The sequence below is a fragment of the Rhizobium sp. NZLR1 genome, from assembly GCF_017357385.1.
Taxonomy (GTDB): domain Bacteria; phylum Pseudomonadota; class Alphaproteobacteria; order Rhizobiales; family Rhizobiaceae; genus Rhizobium.
Genome location: NZ_CP071634.1, coordinates 464,838 through 480,805, shown reverse-complemented (window position 1 = coordinate 480,805; position 15,968 = coordinate 464,838). Strand labels below are relative to the sequence as shown.

At 61.8% G+C, this 15,968-nt stretch carries 17 protein-coding genes; 13 read left to right on the top strand and 4 right to left on the bottom strand.

Annotated elements, in window-relative coordinates:
• The first annotated feature begins 15 nt into the window (after positions 1-15).
• The 6 genes from J3O30_RS28880 to J3O30_RS28855 all read left to right on the top strand — a co-directional run bounded on the left by J3O30_RS28880 (position 16) and on the right by J3O30_RS28855 (position 5,743).
• The gene (locus tag J3O30_RS28880) at positions 16-828 is read left to right on the top strand and encodes a 3-methyl-2-oxobutanoate hydroxymethyltransferase (RefSeq protein WP_207585406.1); all 813 of its coding nucleotides are present in this window, start codon (positions 16-18) and stop codon (positions 826-828) included.
• Between the two features lie 68 nt (positions 829-896).
• A complete protein-coding gene (locus J3O30_RS28875) occupies positions 897-1,826 on the top strand; it encodes a hypothetical protein (protein WP_207585405.1) in 930 nt (309 codons plus the stop codon).
• A gap of 69 nt (positions 1,827-1,895) precedes the next feature.
• The gene (gene nadA, locus J3O30_RS28870) at positions 1,896-2,867 is read left to right on the top strand and encodes a quinolinate synthase NadA (RefSeq protein WP_207585404.1); all 972 of its coding nucleotides are present in this window, start codon (positions 1,896-1,898) and stop codon (positions 2,865-2,867) included.
• Positions 2,864-4,405 (top strand): L-aspartate oxidase, encoded by a 1,542-nt coding sequence (locus J3O30_RS28865; protein ID WP_207585403.1) that lies wholly within the window; start codon positions 2,864-2,866, stop codon positions 4,403-4,405. The genes nadA and J3O30_RS28865 overlap by 4 nt, the downstream gene beginning before the upstream one ends.
• Positions 4,383-5,270 (top strand): carboxylating nicotinate-nucleotide diphosphorylase, encoded by an 888-nt coding sequence (gene nadC, locus J3O30_RS28860; RefSeq protein WP_207585402.1) that lies wholly within the window; start codon positions 4,383-4,385, stop codon positions 5,268-5,270. The genes J3O30_RS28865 and nadC overlap by 23 nt, the downstream gene beginning before the upstream one ends.
• Positions 5,271-5,356: 86 nt before the next feature.
• On the top strand, positions 5,357-5,743 hold the full coding sequence (locus J3O30_RS28855; protein WP_207585401.1) for a VOC family protein: 387 nt from the start codon (positions 5,357-5,359) through the stop codon (positions 5,741-5,743).
• A gap of 205 nt (positions 5,744-5,948) precedes the next feature.
• Here the strand turns inward: J3O30_RS28855 and J3O30_RS28850 are convergent, their stop codons facing one another.
• Positions 5,949-6,494 carry a cysteine hydrolase family protein gene (locus J3O30_RS28850; RefSeq protein ID WP_207585400.1) on the bottom strand — a complete coding sequence of 182 codons (546 nt, stop codon included), beginning with the start codon at positions 6,492-6,494 and terminating at the stop codon, positions 5,949-5,951.
• 96 nt (positions 6,495-6,590) lie between these two features.
• On the opposite strand from J3O30_RS28850, the gene J3O30_RS28845 reads away from it, so the two are divergent.
• From J3O30_RS28845 to J3O30_RS28820, 6 genes are all read left to right on the top strand, one after another.
• Complete coding sequence (locus J3O30_RS28845; RefSeq protein ID WP_207585399.1) at positions 6,591-7,610, top strand: GlxA family transcriptional regulator; 1,020 nt, start codon at positions 6,591-6,593, stop codon at positions 7,608-7,610.
• Positions 7,611-7,819: 209 nt separating this feature from the next.
• A complete protein-coding gene (locus J3O30_RS28840; protein ID WP_221168293.1) occupies positions 7,820-9,772 on the top strand; it encodes a tetratricopeptide repeat protein in 1,953 nt (650 codons plus the stop codon).
• Between the two features lie 103 nt (positions 9,773-9,875).
• Positions 9,876-10,019 carry a hypothetical protein gene (locus tag J3O30_RS28835; RefSeq protein WP_165504814.1) on the top strand — a complete coding sequence of 48 codons (144 nt, stop codon included), beginning with the start codon at positions 9,876-9,878 and terminating at the stop codon, positions 10,017-10,019.
• A gap of 13 nt (positions 10,020-10,032) precedes the next feature.
• The gene (locus J3O30_RS28830) at positions 10,033-11,397 is read left to right on the top strand and encodes a YcaO-like family protein (RefSeq protein ID WP_246762885.1); all 1,365 of its coding nucleotides are present in this window, start codon (positions 10,033-10,035) and stop codon (positions 11,395-11,397) included.
• The gene (locus J3O30_RS28825) at positions 11,394-12,137 is read left to right on the top strand and encodes a TfuA-like protein (protein ID WP_207585397.1); all 744 of its coding nucleotides are present in this window, start codon (positions 11,394-11,396) and stop codon (positions 12,135-12,137) included. The genes J3O30_RS28830 and J3O30_RS28825 overlap by 4 nt, the downstream gene beginning before the upstream one ends.
• A 66-nt stretch (positions 12,138-12,203) precedes the next feature.
• Positions 12,204-12,470, top strand: a complete 267-nt coding sequence (locus J3O30_RS28820) for a hypothetical protein (RefSeq protein WP_207585396.1) — start codon at positions 12,204-12,206, stop codon at positions 12,468-12,470.
• A gap of 31 nt (positions 12,471-12,501) precedes the next feature.
• Here the strand turns inward: J3O30_RS28820 and J3O30_RS28815 are convergent, their stop codons facing one another.
• From J3O30_RS28815 to J3O30_RS28805, 3 genes are all read right to left on the bottom strand, one after another.
• A complete protein-coding gene (locus tag J3O30_RS28815) occupies positions 12,502-12,906 on the bottom strand; it encodes a helix-turn-helix transcriptional regulator (RefSeq protein ID WP_207585395.1) in 405 nt (134 codons plus the stop codon).
• 203 nt (positions 12,907-13,109) lie between these two features.
• On the bottom strand, positions 13,110-13,946 hold the full coding sequence (locus J3O30_RS28810) for an amidohydrolase (protein WP_207585394.1): 837 nt from the start codon (positions 13,944-13,946) through the stop codon (positions 13,110-13,112).
• 76 nt (positions 13,947-14,022) lie between these two features.
• On the bottom strand, positions 14,023-14,808 hold the full coding sequence (locus J3O30_RS28805; protein ID WP_207585393.1) for an IclR family transcriptional regulator: 786 nt from the start codon (positions 14,806-14,808) through the stop codon (positions 14,023-14,025).
• A gap of 412 nt (positions 14,809-15,220) precedes the next feature.
• Here J3O30_RS28805 and J3O30_RS28800 point away from each other — a divergent pair, with 412 nt between their 5' ends.
• Positions 15,221-15,955, top strand: coding sequence for an SDR family oxidoreductase (locus tag J3O30_RS28800; RefSeq protein ID WP_207585392.1), 735 nt, complete (start codon positions 15,221-15,223; stop codon positions 15,953-15,955).
• Positions 15,956-15,968: the final 13 nt, after the last annotated feature.

Sequence of the window (15,968 nt, the reverse complement as noted above, 5' to 3'; positions counted from 1 at the left end):
TCAAAGGAATTGACGATGAAGAAACATAAGCGCGCGACGGTCGCCGATCTGCTTGCCGAAAAGGGCAAGCGCCAGCTCACCATGCTGCGCGTCACCTCGCTGGAAGAGGCGGAAGCTGCCGAAAAGGCGGGGATCGACATCGTCTCCGTGCCGCCCTCGCTGCTCGGCCCGGTCTTTCGCGAAATCGCTCCCACCCCCTTTGCCATTCCGGGGCTCGAATATGGCGATCTTGTCTCGGCTGAAGATTATCTGCGTGCGGCCTTCGCCGCGCTGAGGGCCGGCGGCGATGCGGTCTATTGCGCTGCAAGTCTGCAGACGATCCGGCGCATGCGCGATGAGGGCATCCCGGTCTGCGGCCATCTCGGGCTGATCCCGTCGAAGGCGACCTGGACCGGCGGTTTTCGCGCCGTCGGCAAGACGGCGGCGAGTGCGGCCGAGATCTGGCGGCAGACCAAGGCGCTGGAAGAGGCCGGCGCCTTCGCCGCCGAAATCGAAGTTGTGCCGGGAGACGTCGCTGCCGCCATCAGCGGCAACACCTCGATGTTGATGATCTCCATGGGCGCCGGCAGCGGCTGCGACGCCCAATATCTCTTCGCCGACGACGTGCTCGGCGCCAATCGCAACCACTATCCCCGCCATGCCAAGATCTATCGCGACTTCGCCGCCGAACATGACCGGCTGCAGCGCGAACGCATCGCCGCCTTCACCGAATTCGCCGAGGATGTCCGAACCGGCACCTATCCGGAGAAACGCCATCTCGTCGGCATCGACGAAGCGGAACTGAAGATTTTCCTGGATGGGCTGGCCGGCGAGACGGGAAATAGCTGAGGGCAATGCCGATCTGATCGTTGCCTTCGCTTCCGCTCCATTGGCTTCCGTCCCGGCCTGTGTCAGGAATGACCCATTCGGAACGGAGTATTCGGTCCCCTGTGACGATCGGCTTTGCGCATGCGGAATTGATTGCGGTGCTCGTCGCGGTGACGGGGGACGAGCCGCGCGTGATGACCATCCGCTCCGGCAATGCGCTGCCATCAGGCCCTTTCGAAATGGGCCATCGCACCTTGCAATCGGGCCTGCGCGAATGGGTGCAGGAGCAGACCGAGCATCCCGTCGGCTATCTCGAACAGCTCTATACCTTCGCCGACCGCGACCGCAACAACGACATCCCGGGCGGGCGGACGATCTCGATCAGCTATCTCGGCCTCGTCAACGAACAGTCGGGTGCCGGCCGGCCGGGATGGCATGGCTGGTACGAATACTTCCCCTGGGAAGACCATCGGCAGGGCCGCCCAGTCGTGCTTGACGAGATCATGGCGCGTCTAAAGATCTGGGCCGATGCCGATCCGGCCCGGCGCGACCATCGCCATCGCCGGGCCGATTTCACCTTCGGCCTCGACGGCGGCGGCTGGAATGAGGATCTCGCCTTGCAGCGCTACGAATTGCTCTATGAAGCCGGGCTCGTTTCCGAAGCCGGATGTGCTGGCGAAGCCAATCTCGGCCGGGCGATGTTTGCCGATCACCGCCGCATTCTAGCGACCGGGATCGCCAGGCTGCGCGCCAAGATCAAATACCGCCCCGTTGTCTTCGAACTGATGCCGGACAGCTTTACCCTCTTGCGGCTGCAGCGCACCATCGAGGCCTTGGCGGGTCTGACGCTACACAAGCAGAATTTCCGCCGCCTGATCGAACAGCAGGAACTGGTCGAGGAAACCGGCGGCACGGAAAGCGAAACCGGCGGCCGGCCGGCCAAGCTCTTCCGCTTCCACCACACGGTGCTCGAAGAACGCGCGCTGGCCGGAACGAAATTACCGCTCTCCCGCAATTGACATATGCTCATCGTGAGAATATCTATTTGCCTATGATATGCTCAACTAGAGCATAATTAGGAGCCGGTCATGAACCACCCTGTTTCCGCATCCTCGCTCTACCAGCGCGTCAGCCGCGTCATTCCCAAAGCCGAATGGATGTCGTTCGAAAACGACGTCGACGCCATCCTCGAGCTGAAGCGCCGCCGCAACGCCGTCATTCTGGCGCACAATTATCAGACCCCGGAGATCTTCCATGGTGTGGCGGATATCGTCGGCGACAGCCTGGCGCTCGCCCGCAAGGCGATCGAGGTCGATGCGGACGTGATCGTGCTGGCCGGCGTGCACTTCATGGCCGAGACCGCCAAGCTGCTGAACCCCGAGAAAACCGTGCTGATCCCGGATCTCGGCGCCGGCTGCTCGCTGGCGGATTCGATCACGCCAGAGGATATCGCCCTCTTGCGCCAGGCCCATCCCGGCGTGCCCATCATCACCTATGTCAACACCTCGGCCGCGGTGAAGGCCGCCTCCGACATCTGCTGCACCTCGGGCAATGCCAAACAGGTGGTGGAATCGCTCGGCGTGCCGAAGGTGCTGATGATCCCGGACGAATATCTGGCGCGCAACGTCGCCCGCGAGACTGACGTCGAGATCATCGCCTGGCACGGCCATTGCGAGGTGCATGAACTCTTCACTGCAGAAGACGTGCGCCAGCTGCGCGAAAACCATCCCGGCGTGACGGTGCTCGCCCATCCCGAATGCCCGCCCGAGGTCGTGGCCGAAGCGGATTTCGCCGGCTCGACCGCGGTGATGTCGGACTATGTCGGCAGCCGAAAGCCGGCCCGCGTCGTGCTGCTCACCGAATGCTCGATGAGCGACAATGTCGCCGTGCATCATCCCGACGTCGAGTTCATTCGCCCCTGCAATCTCTGCCCGCATATGAAGCGGATCACGCTTGGCAATATCCGCGCCGCCCTTGAGGAAAACCGCCACGAGGTGACGGTCGATCCGGCGATTGCGGTGGCCGCGCGCCGCGCCGTCGAGAGGATGCTGGCGATATGACCGAGGTTTTCGACCATCTTGCCGGACGCACGGTGATCGTCGGCAGTGGCCTTGCCGGGCTGATGACCGCATTGACGCTGGCGCCTGAACCTTCCGTCATCGTCACCCGTGCCGCCCTTGGCGCGGAAACGTCGAGCGCCTGGGCACAGGGCGGCATCGCCGCCAGCATGGGCGCCGACGACAGCGCGGCGCTGCACCTTGCCGACACGCTTGTCGCCGGCGACGGGCTCTGCGATCCGGCCGTGGCCGCCGGCATTATTGTCGAGGCGCCGGCAGCGATCGCCGCGCTGGAACAAGCCGGGGTGCGTTTCGACAGGAATGCCGCCGGCGAACTCTCGCTAGGGCTGGAGGCCGCCCATAGCCGCCGCCGCATCGTCCATGTCGAAGGCGACGGCTCGGGTGCGGCGATCGTCGCCGCGCTGGTGCGGGCGGTGATGCAGACGCCTGCCATCACCGTGCTCGAAGGCTTCGAGGCGCGGCGGATATTGATGGACGGCGAGCAGGTGGCCGGCCTGCTCTGCGCGACCGCGAGGGGGGCGGTCATCCTGCCGACGTCGAAGGTGGTGCTCGCCACTGGTGGCATCGGTGGGCTTTACGACGCGACCACCAATCCGATGGGCAATTTCGGCCAGGGCATCGCGCTGGCGGCCAGGGCAGGTGCTGAACTCGCCGATATGGAATTCGTCCAGTTCCATCCGACGGCGCTCAATTCCAGCCGCAGGCCCTTGGCGCTCGTCAGCGAGGCGGTGCGAGGCGAGGGGGCCGTGCTCGTCAACGAACGCGGAGATCGGTTCATGGTCCGCATATCAGGCGCCGAGCTTGCGCCGCGCGACGTGGTGGCGCGCGCCATCAGCGCCGAAATCGCCCGCGGCGGCAAAGTCTTCCTCGACGCCCGCGATGCGCTCGGCAGCCGGTTTGCCGCACGCTTTCCCGTCATCTCGACCCTTTGCGGCGAGGCCGGCATCGATCCGGCGAAAGACCTCATTCCGGTGCGCCCGGCCGTTCACTATCACATGGGCGGCGTTGCCACCGACGCCAATGGCCGCAGTTCGGTGTCCGGTCTCTGGGTCGCCGGAGAGGCGGCCTCGACCGGCCTGCACGGCGCCAACCGGCTCGCCAGCAATTCGCTGCTGGAGGCGGCGGTGATGGGCATGCGGGCAGCGCGCGACATATCGGGATTGCCGGCACGGGGGACCAGCACCGTCCTCGCCGAGGAGCTGCCGGTGCCGGCCGATGCATCGCTCGTCCGGCCGATCGTCTCGCGCCATCTCGGCGTGCTGCGCAATGCCGGCGCCGTTGAGGGCGCGATCGCCGCCTTGCTGCCGCTTGCCGAAAGCGACGGCCCTGCCGCCGATCCTGGAACCGTCGCGCTGCTGATCGCCGTCTTTGCCAGCCTGCGGATGGAATCGCGCGGCGCCCATGCCCGCACCGATTTTCCGCTGAAGCTCGGCGCTGCCGACCGGTGCCGCATGCGCCTTTCCCAAGCGCTGGGGATCGCCCGTGCGACCCCGCCCTATGCCCTTGCCAGGAGTGCCTGAGATGAGCCTCGTTCCGCTTCAGCGCCTGATCGTCGAACCCTTGGTCCGGGCGGCCCTGCTCGAAGATCTCGGTCTTGCCGGCGACATCACCTCGGCGTCGGTCATCCCCCACGATCATCGCTCGACGGTGGTGATGGCCGCCCGCCAGCCGGGCGTAATCGCCGGTCTCGATGCGGCCGAACTCGCTTTCACTCTCGTCGATCCGGAGATCGTCATGCGCCGCCAGCTCCAGGACGGCGATGCGGTCAAGCCGGGCGACGTGATCGCCACCATCGAAGGTCCCTCACGCGGCCTGCTGACGGCTGAGCGCACTGCGCTGAATTTCCTCGGCCATCTCTCCGGCATTGCGACGGTGACGGCAGAGATTGCCGGCGCCATCCGCGACACCAAAGCCTCCGTCGCCTGCACGCGCAAGACGACGCCGGGGCTCCGGGCGCTGGAGAAATATGCGGTGCGGGCCGGCGGCGGCATGAACCACCGTTTCGCGCTCTATGACGCGGTGCTCATAAAGGACAATCACGTCGCCATTGCCGGCGGCGTCACCGAGGCGATCCGCCGGGCGCGAGCCGGCGTCGGCCATCTGGTGAAGATCGAGGTCGAAGTAGACACTCTCGACCAGCTGCGCGAAGCGATGGAGACTGGCGTCGACGCCGTTCTGCTCGACAATATGACGCCCGCTCAACTGCGCGACGCCGTCGGCATCGTCGCCGGCCGGGCGATCACCGAGGCCTCCGGCCGGGTCACGCCGGCAACGGCTGCCGCAATCGCGGCTTCCGGCGTCGACCTCATCTCCGTCGGCTGGCTGACGCACAGCGCGCCGGTACTGGATATCGGGCTCGATTTCGTCGGGGCGGCGGTGAACTGACGATCATGACACCATAAATAGCAGTTGCGCGAAATCGGATGCCGATATAGAACAAACAAAGAACGTTTCGCAAATCGGAGGTTTACGTGATCGATCACACCGGAATCACCGTGAGCGATTTCGCGCGCTCCCAAGTATTTTACACCGCCGCTCTTATGCCGCTCGGCTACAGGTTGCTCAAAGATCTGGGTGTTGCTGCCGGCTTCGGTGTAGCAGAAGGTTTTGGCCGCAGCTTGGATCCGGGCGGTGATTTCTGGATTTCCCGAGTCGAACTGCATCATCCCCGCGTCCATATCGCCTTCGCTGCAGAAAGTCGTGCTGTGGTGGACGCTTTTTACAATGCCTCTCTGTCCGCCGGGGGGACGGACAATGGTCCGCCCGGACTGCGCCCGCATTATCATGCAGATTACTATGCTGCCTTCGTCCTCGACCCTGACGGCTACAACATCGAGGCGGTTTGCCACCTTCGATAAAGCAGAGACGATCGGCGGCTTTGTCCAGCTGCAGCCGCAGTCCCACTTTCGGTTGAAGGTGTAAACTATCGAGTGCCTTGATCCGTGTCAGGTCTTTCGGGCGCCATCTACCTCGCGGTTGCAAGAGCATGGCCGCATCGGGGCGGACGCGGGCAGCACTCTCGACAACGCGATCGTCAGCGCCGATGTCCTTCGTCGACGCACATTAAGCTGACAGGAGTTCGCTCACGGCAAGGACCTTACCGTAGCCAGCAGCAAGCGCGCCCATATATGCGGCATGAACCTGCGCGGCCGAGATGAGCTGGCCATCAAAACTGAGATCACGGGTGGCGCAGGCGTCATGGACGATGATGGTGTCATAGCCGTAATCAACAGACGCACGGCTGGTGGCATCGATGCACATATGGCTCATCGCGCCGACCAGCACGACCTCCTGGATACCTTCTGCGTCCAGCTGCTGCTTCAGGTCCGTTTCCCGGAATGAGTTCGGATAGTGCTTTGTGATGACGGTTTCACCGCTCTTTGGTTCAACGGCTGGTATGAAATCGACACCCGTTGTGCCCCTCGCAAAAAACGGAGCATCGGCTTTGCCTTCGTGGCGTATATGGATCACCCTGTCCCCGGATGCGCGTGCGGCGTCTAACACTTTGACTGCATTGGCAGTTGCCTGATCAATTCCGACAAGAGCGTGTTTTCCCGATGACAGATAATCCTTCTGAAGGTCGATGGCGATGATTGCACGCTTGCTCATGTGATTGTTCCTTTTCAATTCGTCAGGTGCCCTGGATATCCGCTTTTCCCTTGTGATAGGAGTGGCGATATCGACAAAGTTCGGGGTGATATTGCCATGAGACAGTTTCCGACAGAAATCGGTATCCTGGTCTATCCAGGCTCGCAGGCGGCGGCAGTCCTGGGCATGACCGACCTCCTGACTTACGCTGAGAGACAAACCAGACTGCAAACCGATGGCAAAATGCCTTCGCTAAGGATCACGCATTGGCAAAAAGAGCCGAACGACGGCATTCCAACGTGCATTTTCGACACCTCGCCCGGGAAAGAGAACGCCCCGAGCGTCCTCGTTATCCCACCCGGTTTAGGAGAGCTTGCTTCGAAAGAGACTGCGAGTGAATATTCCAAATGGCTGCATGCGCTTCACGCGCAAGGCACCTGCCTTGCCTCAGTGTGCAAAGGGGCCTTCCTACTTGCAGAGACCGGATTGCTGACCGGTCGAACCGCAACCACGCATTGGGCTTATGAAGAGGAATTCCGATTGCGGTTCCCGAAAGTTGTCGTCGATACTGATCGGCTCATCATCGATGACGGTGATTTGATAACGGCAGGCGGCGCCATGTCATGGATCGACCTGACCCTCAGACTTGTCGACCGTTTTCTCGGCCCATCCATCATGATCAACACAGCGCGCGCATTTGTGATTGACCCCCCGGGGCGCGAGCAAAGGAACTACAGCGCCTTTTCACCCAGGCTCGATCACGGAGACCTGGCTATTTTGAGGGTTCAACATTGGCTTCAGGCGCATGATGGCAAGGAGATGAGTCTTGCCGCTTTGTCCGCTCAAGCAGGACTTGAGCGGCGGACGTTCATTCGTCGCTTCCAAAAAGCGACGGGACTCACAACGGGGGATTACATCCAGCGGCTTCGCGTCGGCAAGGCACGCGAGCTTCTGCAGTTCGGCAAGCTGCCTGTCGAAAAGATCGCGTGGGAGGTCGGTTACAACGATCCGAGCGCTTTTCGTAAAGTTTTCGGCAAAATTACAGGTCTTTCTCCCGGTGACTATCGACAGCGCTTCGGTGTCAAAGGGGCCGAACAAGCGCCTTACAAAATCAGTGGCAGGCCGACTCCATATTGAAATATATTTGGTGACAGTGCCGCATCGGCACGCGAATCGTCTCTCATGGAAAATATCGGCAAAGCATCTTCTCGGCGAGCGACACGTGAAAATGCAAATATTCGCTGAAACTTCTTCTTTTACCGCTATGCGCGGCGCTCTTATAGTTCTAACATCATTTCTGCGGCGGCTGCGTTTGCGCGCCTTGGCTTTCAGGGGTGAGAACCGGGATGCAACGGACATCCGGACAGATGTCGACGAACAGGCTGTGCCTGCTCGGAAGACCGAGGCTGCTGGCAGCGGGGAGGGAACTCCCCTTGCCGGAGAAGTCTTATTTTCTCCTCGCCATGCTCGCCGCCGAAGCCAATCTCGAACTGGACCGCGAAACCGTCAGGCGACAGCTCTGGCAATCGGAACTGCCGGAAAAGCGTGCCGGCAGCCTGCGCCAGCTGCTGTCGCGTATCGAACAGAGCATTCCCGCCGACCTTCCGCCGCTGCTTGCCGCAACCCGAACCCATATCGGGCTTGCGGACGGCTGGGAGGTCGACGTTCATCTCCTGAAGCAGAAAGCGCCGCTCGCCCCCGAAGACAGCGATATGCTGAACGGCGAATTGCTGGAAGGCGCCAAATCGCCGACGCAGGGCGCCGAGGACTGGCTGACCTTTGAGCGCCAGCGTATCGACGAATTGCGCTCCGCCCATCTCACCCGGCTGATCGAGACGTCGGAAGACAGGTCGGACGAGGAGCAGGTCGCACTTGCCAAGCGCCTGCTGGAACTCGATCCTGCCAGTGAGACGGCCTATCGCGCCTTGATGCGCACCCATGTCAGGATGAACGATCCGGCTGCGGCCCGCCAGGCCTATCTGAAGTGCAAGAGCCAGCTGAAGGACGACTTCGACACCGAGCCGGAGGAAAGCACCACAGCGCTCGCCCGCGAACTCGGCCTGATCCCGGCAGCACAAGCGGCAGTGCCGGAGCGCCCATCGGCGCCGGGAATGTTTGCCGATCTGCTTGGCCAGCCGCGCATCATCATCCTGCCGCCGGAAAGCATCTTCACCGATCCGCTGATGGAGCGCGTCGGCAGGGCGCTTCTCGAAGACGTCACCATCGGCCTCAGCCAGCAGCGCGGCTTCAAGGTGATTGCGGCGCATACGAGCCTGGAGATCCTCAGCCGCTCGATCGATCCCGCGCGTGCCGTGCCCGGCCCGCTCGACCTCAGCTTCGACTATGCGGTCTACGTCACCATTCAGGGCCGCGACGAGGATGTCTTTGCGACTTGCCGGCTGACCCGGACGACGACGTCGGAGGTGATCTGGGCCATCGAACTGCCGCTGGTCATGCAGAAGATCAGCGAGTCCTTCACCCATCTGACGCGGCGGATCGTCTCCTCGCTCGCCGACACGATCGAGCGCCACGAATTGGCGATGCCAATTGGCGAGGCGCCGGCCTCTGCCTATCGTCTCTATCTCGAAGGCAAGCGGCTGATCGCCCATACCGACCTGCAGCATCTGCGCCAGGCGCGCAAATGGTTCAAATCCTCGCTCAATCGTTATGAGCATTTCTCGGCCGCCCATGCCGGCGTGTCACGCGCACTCGGCATGGAATGGCTGATCCGCGGCATGCGCGACAAGGAACTGCTCGATGAGGCCAACGGTGCCGCCCGCCTTGCGCAGCAGTCCGACCCGAACAGCGGCCGGGCCTACCGCGAGCTTGGCTTTGTGGCGCTTTATCGCCGCCGCTTCGACGAAAGTCTGGAATATTTCCAGCAGGCCCAGGATCTCAATCCCAACGATGCCGACATCCTCGCCGATTTTGCCGACGCGCTTTCCCATGACGGCGATTTCGACCGGGCGCTGGAGCTCAGCCGCGCGGCCTTCAAGCTCAATCCACTGCCGCCGGACTATTATTACTGGAACCTCGGCGGCATCCACTTCATGCGCGAAGAGTATGAAAAGGCGATCGAGGCGCTGGAACCGGTGAAGACCAAACAGGCGACGGCGAGACTGCTTGCCGCCTCGCATGCGATGGCGGGCGACAAGGGCAAGGCCGAGAACTATGCCCGGACGGTGCTGGAAAACTTCCCCGATTTTCGCAGCGAGGACATCCGTCATTTCGTCCCCGATCGCGATCCCGCCTTCACCGAACCGCTGATAAAAGGCCTGCAACTCGCCGGTCTTCCCTGATTGCATCGCCTTTTAACGAAGCCTGTAACGCTTAAATGACGCGGGCAATGTTTCTCTCCAATGGTTAACGGCAGCGAGCTGCCCGACCAATTGGAGATGGAACATGAAGACGAATGCTGAAACCACCGCAGTTCAGACACAGTCCCTGCGCTTCTCTGCAGCTGCCAGAGCAGCGATGAAACAAGATGAACTCAACGTTTCCGCCAATGCGCTCGAGAGCCTGACGCATGCGCTGAGGTTCCGTTAAGGACGAGACCGGTATGTCCGCTTTCGCCGATCTAGAGCAATTCCAGCAAAAGTGTGAAGCGGTTTTGCGTCCGGAATTGCGTGAAAACAAAAAGATAGAACATTTTCTTGATTCGAAGAAAAACGGAAATGCTCTCGAAACGCTTGCCGGTGACCTCAAACGATCATCGGCCGGCGTCAGCGATTATCATGACCGCGCCGTCACGCCTGCTCAGACACTTGCAGCCATCAGGCCGCATCTGCGCGAATTCGGCATCACGCGCGTCGGCCTGCTGACCGCTCTGGACGTCTTGAACATCCCGGTCGCCTTCGCGACGCGGCCGAACAGCCATACGCTCTCGGTCTTCCAGGGCAAGGGTATCGACAACGATGCCGCCATGACCTCGGCCGCCATGGAAGCGATCGAGACGCGGATCGCCGAAATCCCACCCGCCGATGTGACGCTGGCGACGACCGCAAGCATGCGGGCGGAACATGCCGCCATGATCGATCTCGACAATGTCGCCCGTTGCGCGCCAGACGAGATCGGCAACGGTCTCATTCCCTGGTGCTCCGGGCTCGACATCCTTTCCGGCAGCACTGTCTACGTGCCCTGGTGGCTCGTCGGCCTCGACCATTGCGGCGAAAGGCCGCCGGGCTTCGAGCAGTCGAGCGATGGACTTGCCTCCGGCAACACACCGTCCGAAGCGGTCCTGCATGGACTTTGCGAGCTGGTGGAACGTGACGCCTGGGCCTTAACCCAGCTGAAATCGCCGCAGCAACTGAAGGAAAGCCGCATCGATCCCGCCTCCTTCGGCGATGCGGTCATCGACATCATGACCGATCGGATCACCCGCGCCGGCATGCGGCTGCTGCTGCTCGACATGACCACGGATATCGGCATTCCCGCTTTTCTGGCCGTCATCATGCCAGGCAATCTTTCCGACCGTGTCGACGCGCGCTGGGCGCATGTCTGCGGCGGCTGCGGCTGCCACCCCGACCCCGTGCGCGCGGCGCTGCGCGCCATCACCGAAGCGGCGCAGAGCCGGTTGACCGCGATTGCCGGCAGCCGTGACGATTTCTCGCCGCGCATCTATCAGCGGCTCGACCAGAGTGCGGCGATGCAGCAGGTGGTCGAGCTCTGCGAGGGCGACGGCCGGATGCGCGCGTTCCAGGCCCGTCATTGCCGCGCTGCGACGATCCAGGAAACCATCGGCGAGATTGTCGAGCGGCTGGCGGCAAGCGGCATCGAACAGATCATCGTCGTGCCGTTTGCGCATCGGACCCTGCCGGTCTCGGTCGTCAGGGTGATCGTGCCCGGCCTGGAGGTCGATATCTCGGGCCAGTACATCCAGCTCGGCATGCGGGCAGTCAACACCATGAGAGGAGCCCAGCCATGAAGGTGCTGTTCGTAGGCCCCAGCCTTGGCAGCGATCTTGCCGCGGCGAGAGCCATGTCTCCTCGCATCGATTTCCGGCCGCCGGCCGCCTGCGGCGATATCCTCAAGGCCGTTCACGACGGCGCCACCGCGATCGGCCTCGTCGACGGTTATTTCGGCGATCTGCCCTCGGTCTGGCACAAGGAAATTCTGTTCGCGCTCGAACATGATGTCGCCGTTGCCGGCGGCGCCAGCATGGGCGCGTTGCGGGCGGCCGAATGCGCGCCCTTCGGCATGGTCGGGCTTGGCTCGATCTTCGAAGATTACGAGGCCGGGCGGCTGCTCGACGACGAAGCCGTCGCGCTGGTGCATGCACCGCAGGCGCTGGGTTGGCTGCCGCTCTCGGTGCCCTGGGTCGATTTCGAGCCGACGATCGATGCGCTTCTTGCCAATGGCGAGATCTCGTCGGGCGAGCGCAAGAAACTGCTGCTTGCCGGCCGTTTCCTACATTTTTCCGAACGCACCTATGCCAAGGTCGTCGACGAGTGCCATTTCCGCAAGCCGCGCCGCGACCAGATCCTCGCCGCTGTCCGCCAGAATCGCGTCGAGCGCAAGCGCAGCGACGCCCGGCTGGTGCTGGATTGGCTGCGCCGGGACGAATTCCTGCCCGTTAACCGTGACTGGCGCTTTGCCGCGACCTCGCATTGGGAGCTGCTGCACGCCGAAGTCACGCGCAATGCGGTTCCTGTAACGCTTGAATAACGGTAACGGCAGAAAGATGCAGTGGTGATGGAATCGTAGGGTTTCACGGCCAAAGGGGCGGGAACGATGTTTGAACAACGCAACGAAGCTACAGGCAGCGAATACGCAAGGATCTTCCGGCTGCTGTCGGCAGCCAAGGAGGAGGCTGAAAAGCTTCAGCTGCGGAATCTGATGCACCTGACGAACATGGCGCTGCTGCAGGTCGTCATCGATTGGGACGGCATAGATCCCGACAGGGAGCTAGACGTCAATCTCGAAAAGCTGCTCGGCAGCAAAGCCAAGATCGCAATGAAGGACGCCAGCGAGAATCTGATCCTGATCGATCGCCACTGACCCTTATGCGGATCGGCTTAAGGACAACGGCCTATTCGGCCGCTTCGCTATCCAGCTGTTCGGTGTTGGCAATCGCCTGAACGAGCTTCAGGATCTTCTTGCGAAGAGCTTCGTTCTTGATCGAAAAGAACGCCGCATTGAGAAGCACGCCTTCGCGCGAAATAATGAATTCTTCGCTCGGAGCCGGGTTGTCGTTGGCCGTATCGGGGGCCGACAGGTCGTCGAAAAACGTCCTGACATCGACCTTCAGCGCGCCGGCGATTTCAACCAGCATGCTGGCGGAAACGCGGTTGGAACCCTTTTCGTATTTCTGGATCTGCTGGAACGTTACACCAACCCGATCGCCCAGTTCCGTCTGAGAAACTTTCCTTAGCAGACGCTGGATACGGATGGTCTTTCCGACGTGAACATCGACGGAATGCGGTTCTTCTTTCATTTTTTCCCTCCTGAGGACATCGGATTAGAAGTATTCGCCAAATCCGTGTCTGACAACTTTTACCTGAGATGGCTAAAGCTAGCAATTGCTTGGTGGTAAGTCGTCCCAAACCGAAACACTGCGTCGCTTCGTCCTTACACAAGCAAAAGACATGCCAAAGTAGCACTTTTATAAGGCACAGCACATCACGTGATTTCGTGACGTCAAAGCGACCAGAGACGCTGTGCATTGGCGGAAAGCAGCTTGGACCGCTCCGTCTCGCTGCTGCCGGAAAGCACGGCGTGGGTCGCCGCGACCCAGGTAGAGAGGCCGCCGCCGAGCGTGCAGACCGGCCAGTCGCTGCCCCAGACGACACGATCCCAGCCGAAGCTTGCAATCACATGTTCGATATAGGGCCGCAGAGTTTGCGCCGTCCATGTCTTGGCATCGGCATAGGCAACGACGCCGGAGACCTTGCAGACGACGTTTGGCCGCCGGGCAATCTCCGATAGGCCGACTTTCCATGGCTCGAAGGCATCGGAGCGGATATCCGGCACGCCGCAATGGTCGAGCACGAACTGCACATCCGGCGCGAGATCGACGAGGGCGGTCACGCGACCTGCCTGGTGCGGCAATGTGCAGAGGTCGAAGGTCAGGCCGCTGCCGCCGATGCGGCGGATATTTTCGCGAAACAGGGCGCCTTCCGACACGTCGTCGGGCACGACATGCAGCACGCGGCGGAACCCCTTGACGAAGGAATCGGCCTTTTGCCGCTCGAGATAGGCGGCAAAGCCTTCCTCTTCCGGCCGGCAGGAGACGATGGCGCCGGCAATCAGGCTGCCTTCCTTTCTGGCGATACCGGCGATGTGGTCTGTCTCGCCCTGCATCGCGGCGGGATCAACGTCGACCTCCATGTGCAGCGCCGTGGTGATGCCGCAGCGCCGCGCCTCGGCCGCATAGGTCTCATAGAGAAAATCATGATCGAGATCGGGCACCTGGGAAAGCCAGGGATAGGGCAGTGCTGAGCGATCGATGATGTGCAGATGGGTGTCGATGAGCACGCTTTTCTCCTCCAAGGCAGGCTGTGCCGCAAGCTATCCCCGGTGAATGGATTGTTCAAATAAAAATTATCGCCCGTCAGGCGGGGCTTGCGACGTCGGCGCCGGCAAGCAGCGAAAGCTGGTTGGCGGTCTTTTGCACCTGCATGGTCGCCTGGGTGATATCGGGAGCCGTGGGTGCATTGACAAGCGCAATGAAGGGGCAGGTGAGGGCGGCGATGCAGCGCCCATCCGGCCCGAGAACGGGCGCGGAGAGATTGTAGACGCCGGATGTCTGGGCGCTCGCCATCATCTCGTAGCCGCGCTCGCGGATCTGGTCGAGACGATCGTAGAAATCGGCGCCGAGCTCGATGTCGGCGCGACTGCGCACATGTTCCGAGATCATCATCTCCCGCTCCTCCTCACTGCGGAAGGCGAGCAGCACATGCCCCGAACCGGTGTCGAACAGGCTGATATGGGCGCCGATGCGGATCGAGAATCCCCAGTAATCCGGCGCCTCCTGCTGGGCAATGACGACAGCCGCGCCGCGATCGAAGACGGCAAGGTGATTGGCCTGGCGCGTGCGATGGGCGAGATCGCGCATCAGCGGTGTGGCGTAGGAAGCAAGCCGGCGCACCGGCGTGTGCAGTTGCGCAAGACCGAAAAGCTTCAGCGTCAGCGAATAACGGTCGCCATCCAGCCGGGTGACGTAACCGCGGCGCACCAGGCGGTCGAGCATGCGATAAAATTCGTTGGGACTGCGGTCGAGCCGCTTGGCAATTTCCGCCTGGGTGAGACCGCTGTCGACGCTGGCGAGCAATTCCAGGATATCGAGGCCCTTATCGAGCGCAGGAGCGCGGTAGCGGTCTGACTCGTCGGTCTCCATTCCTTCCTCCTGTGAATATCAATCTGCATATACGCAGAACCACGGTCGGAAAAGGAAAAGTTTACGCTTGACCCTTGGCTGATCGTCTGTTTGTCTATAAACAGACAAATCATCACTGAAGACGCAGCTCGGTATCACGCGAGATATCGCACGCTTCCGGAAACCAAACCAGGTGGCAGGCTGCCAGCACTATCTTGCCGGAGGGCGGTCAGAGCGCGCAAAGTGGGAAAAGGCGTATGCCTTAATGCATGTCGCCCGGAAGTGTGCAGCGGTTCCGGGGTAACGACATGCATAAAAACAAAGGACTAAAGCGCGTCGCATGAACCAAGTTTGATGCGACGCGCTTTAGTCCTCGTCAACACAAATTGCATTCCATCGTCCAGCGTAGACACTTCCAGAAAAGGCCCGTGACATGACAAACAGACTTTCCGGCAAGACCGTGCTCATCACCGCCGCCGGCCAGGGCATCGGCCGGGCGACGGCGGCAGCCTTTGCCGCGATGGGCGCCAAGGTCCACGCGACCGACATCAATACCGAGGCGCTGGCGACGTTAGCTGCGGAAACCGGGGTTTCCACCCATCAGTTGAACGTGCTCGATGAGGATGCGGTCAAGGCTGTCGTTGCCGAGATCGGCGCGGTCGACGTGCTGTTCAACTGCGCCGGCTTCGTTCACGCCGGCTCGATCCTCGAGATGAAGGATTCCGATTTCGAATTTGCGCTCGACCTCAACGTCAAGGCAATGATCCGCACCATCCGCGCCGTGCTGCCCGGCATGCGCGAACGCAAGGACGGGTCGATCATCAACATGGCCTCCGTCGCCTCGAGCATCAAGGGCGTCCCGAACCGCTTCGCTTATGGCGTCACCAAGGCGGCGGTCATCGGGCTGACCAAATCCGTTGCCGCCGATTATGTCGCCGAGGGCATCCGCTGTAACGCCATCTGCCCCGGCACGGTGGAAAGCCCGTCGCTGCAGGACCGCATGCGCGCCCAGGGCGATTATGACGCAGCCCGCGCCGCCTTCATCGCCCGCCAGCCGATGGGCCGGCTCGGCTCGCCGGAGGAGATCGCCGATCTCGCCGTCTATCTCGCCGGCGCCACCTACACGTCAGGCCAGGCAATCGCCATCGACGGCGGCTGGACGATCTGACCTCAGCTGATGT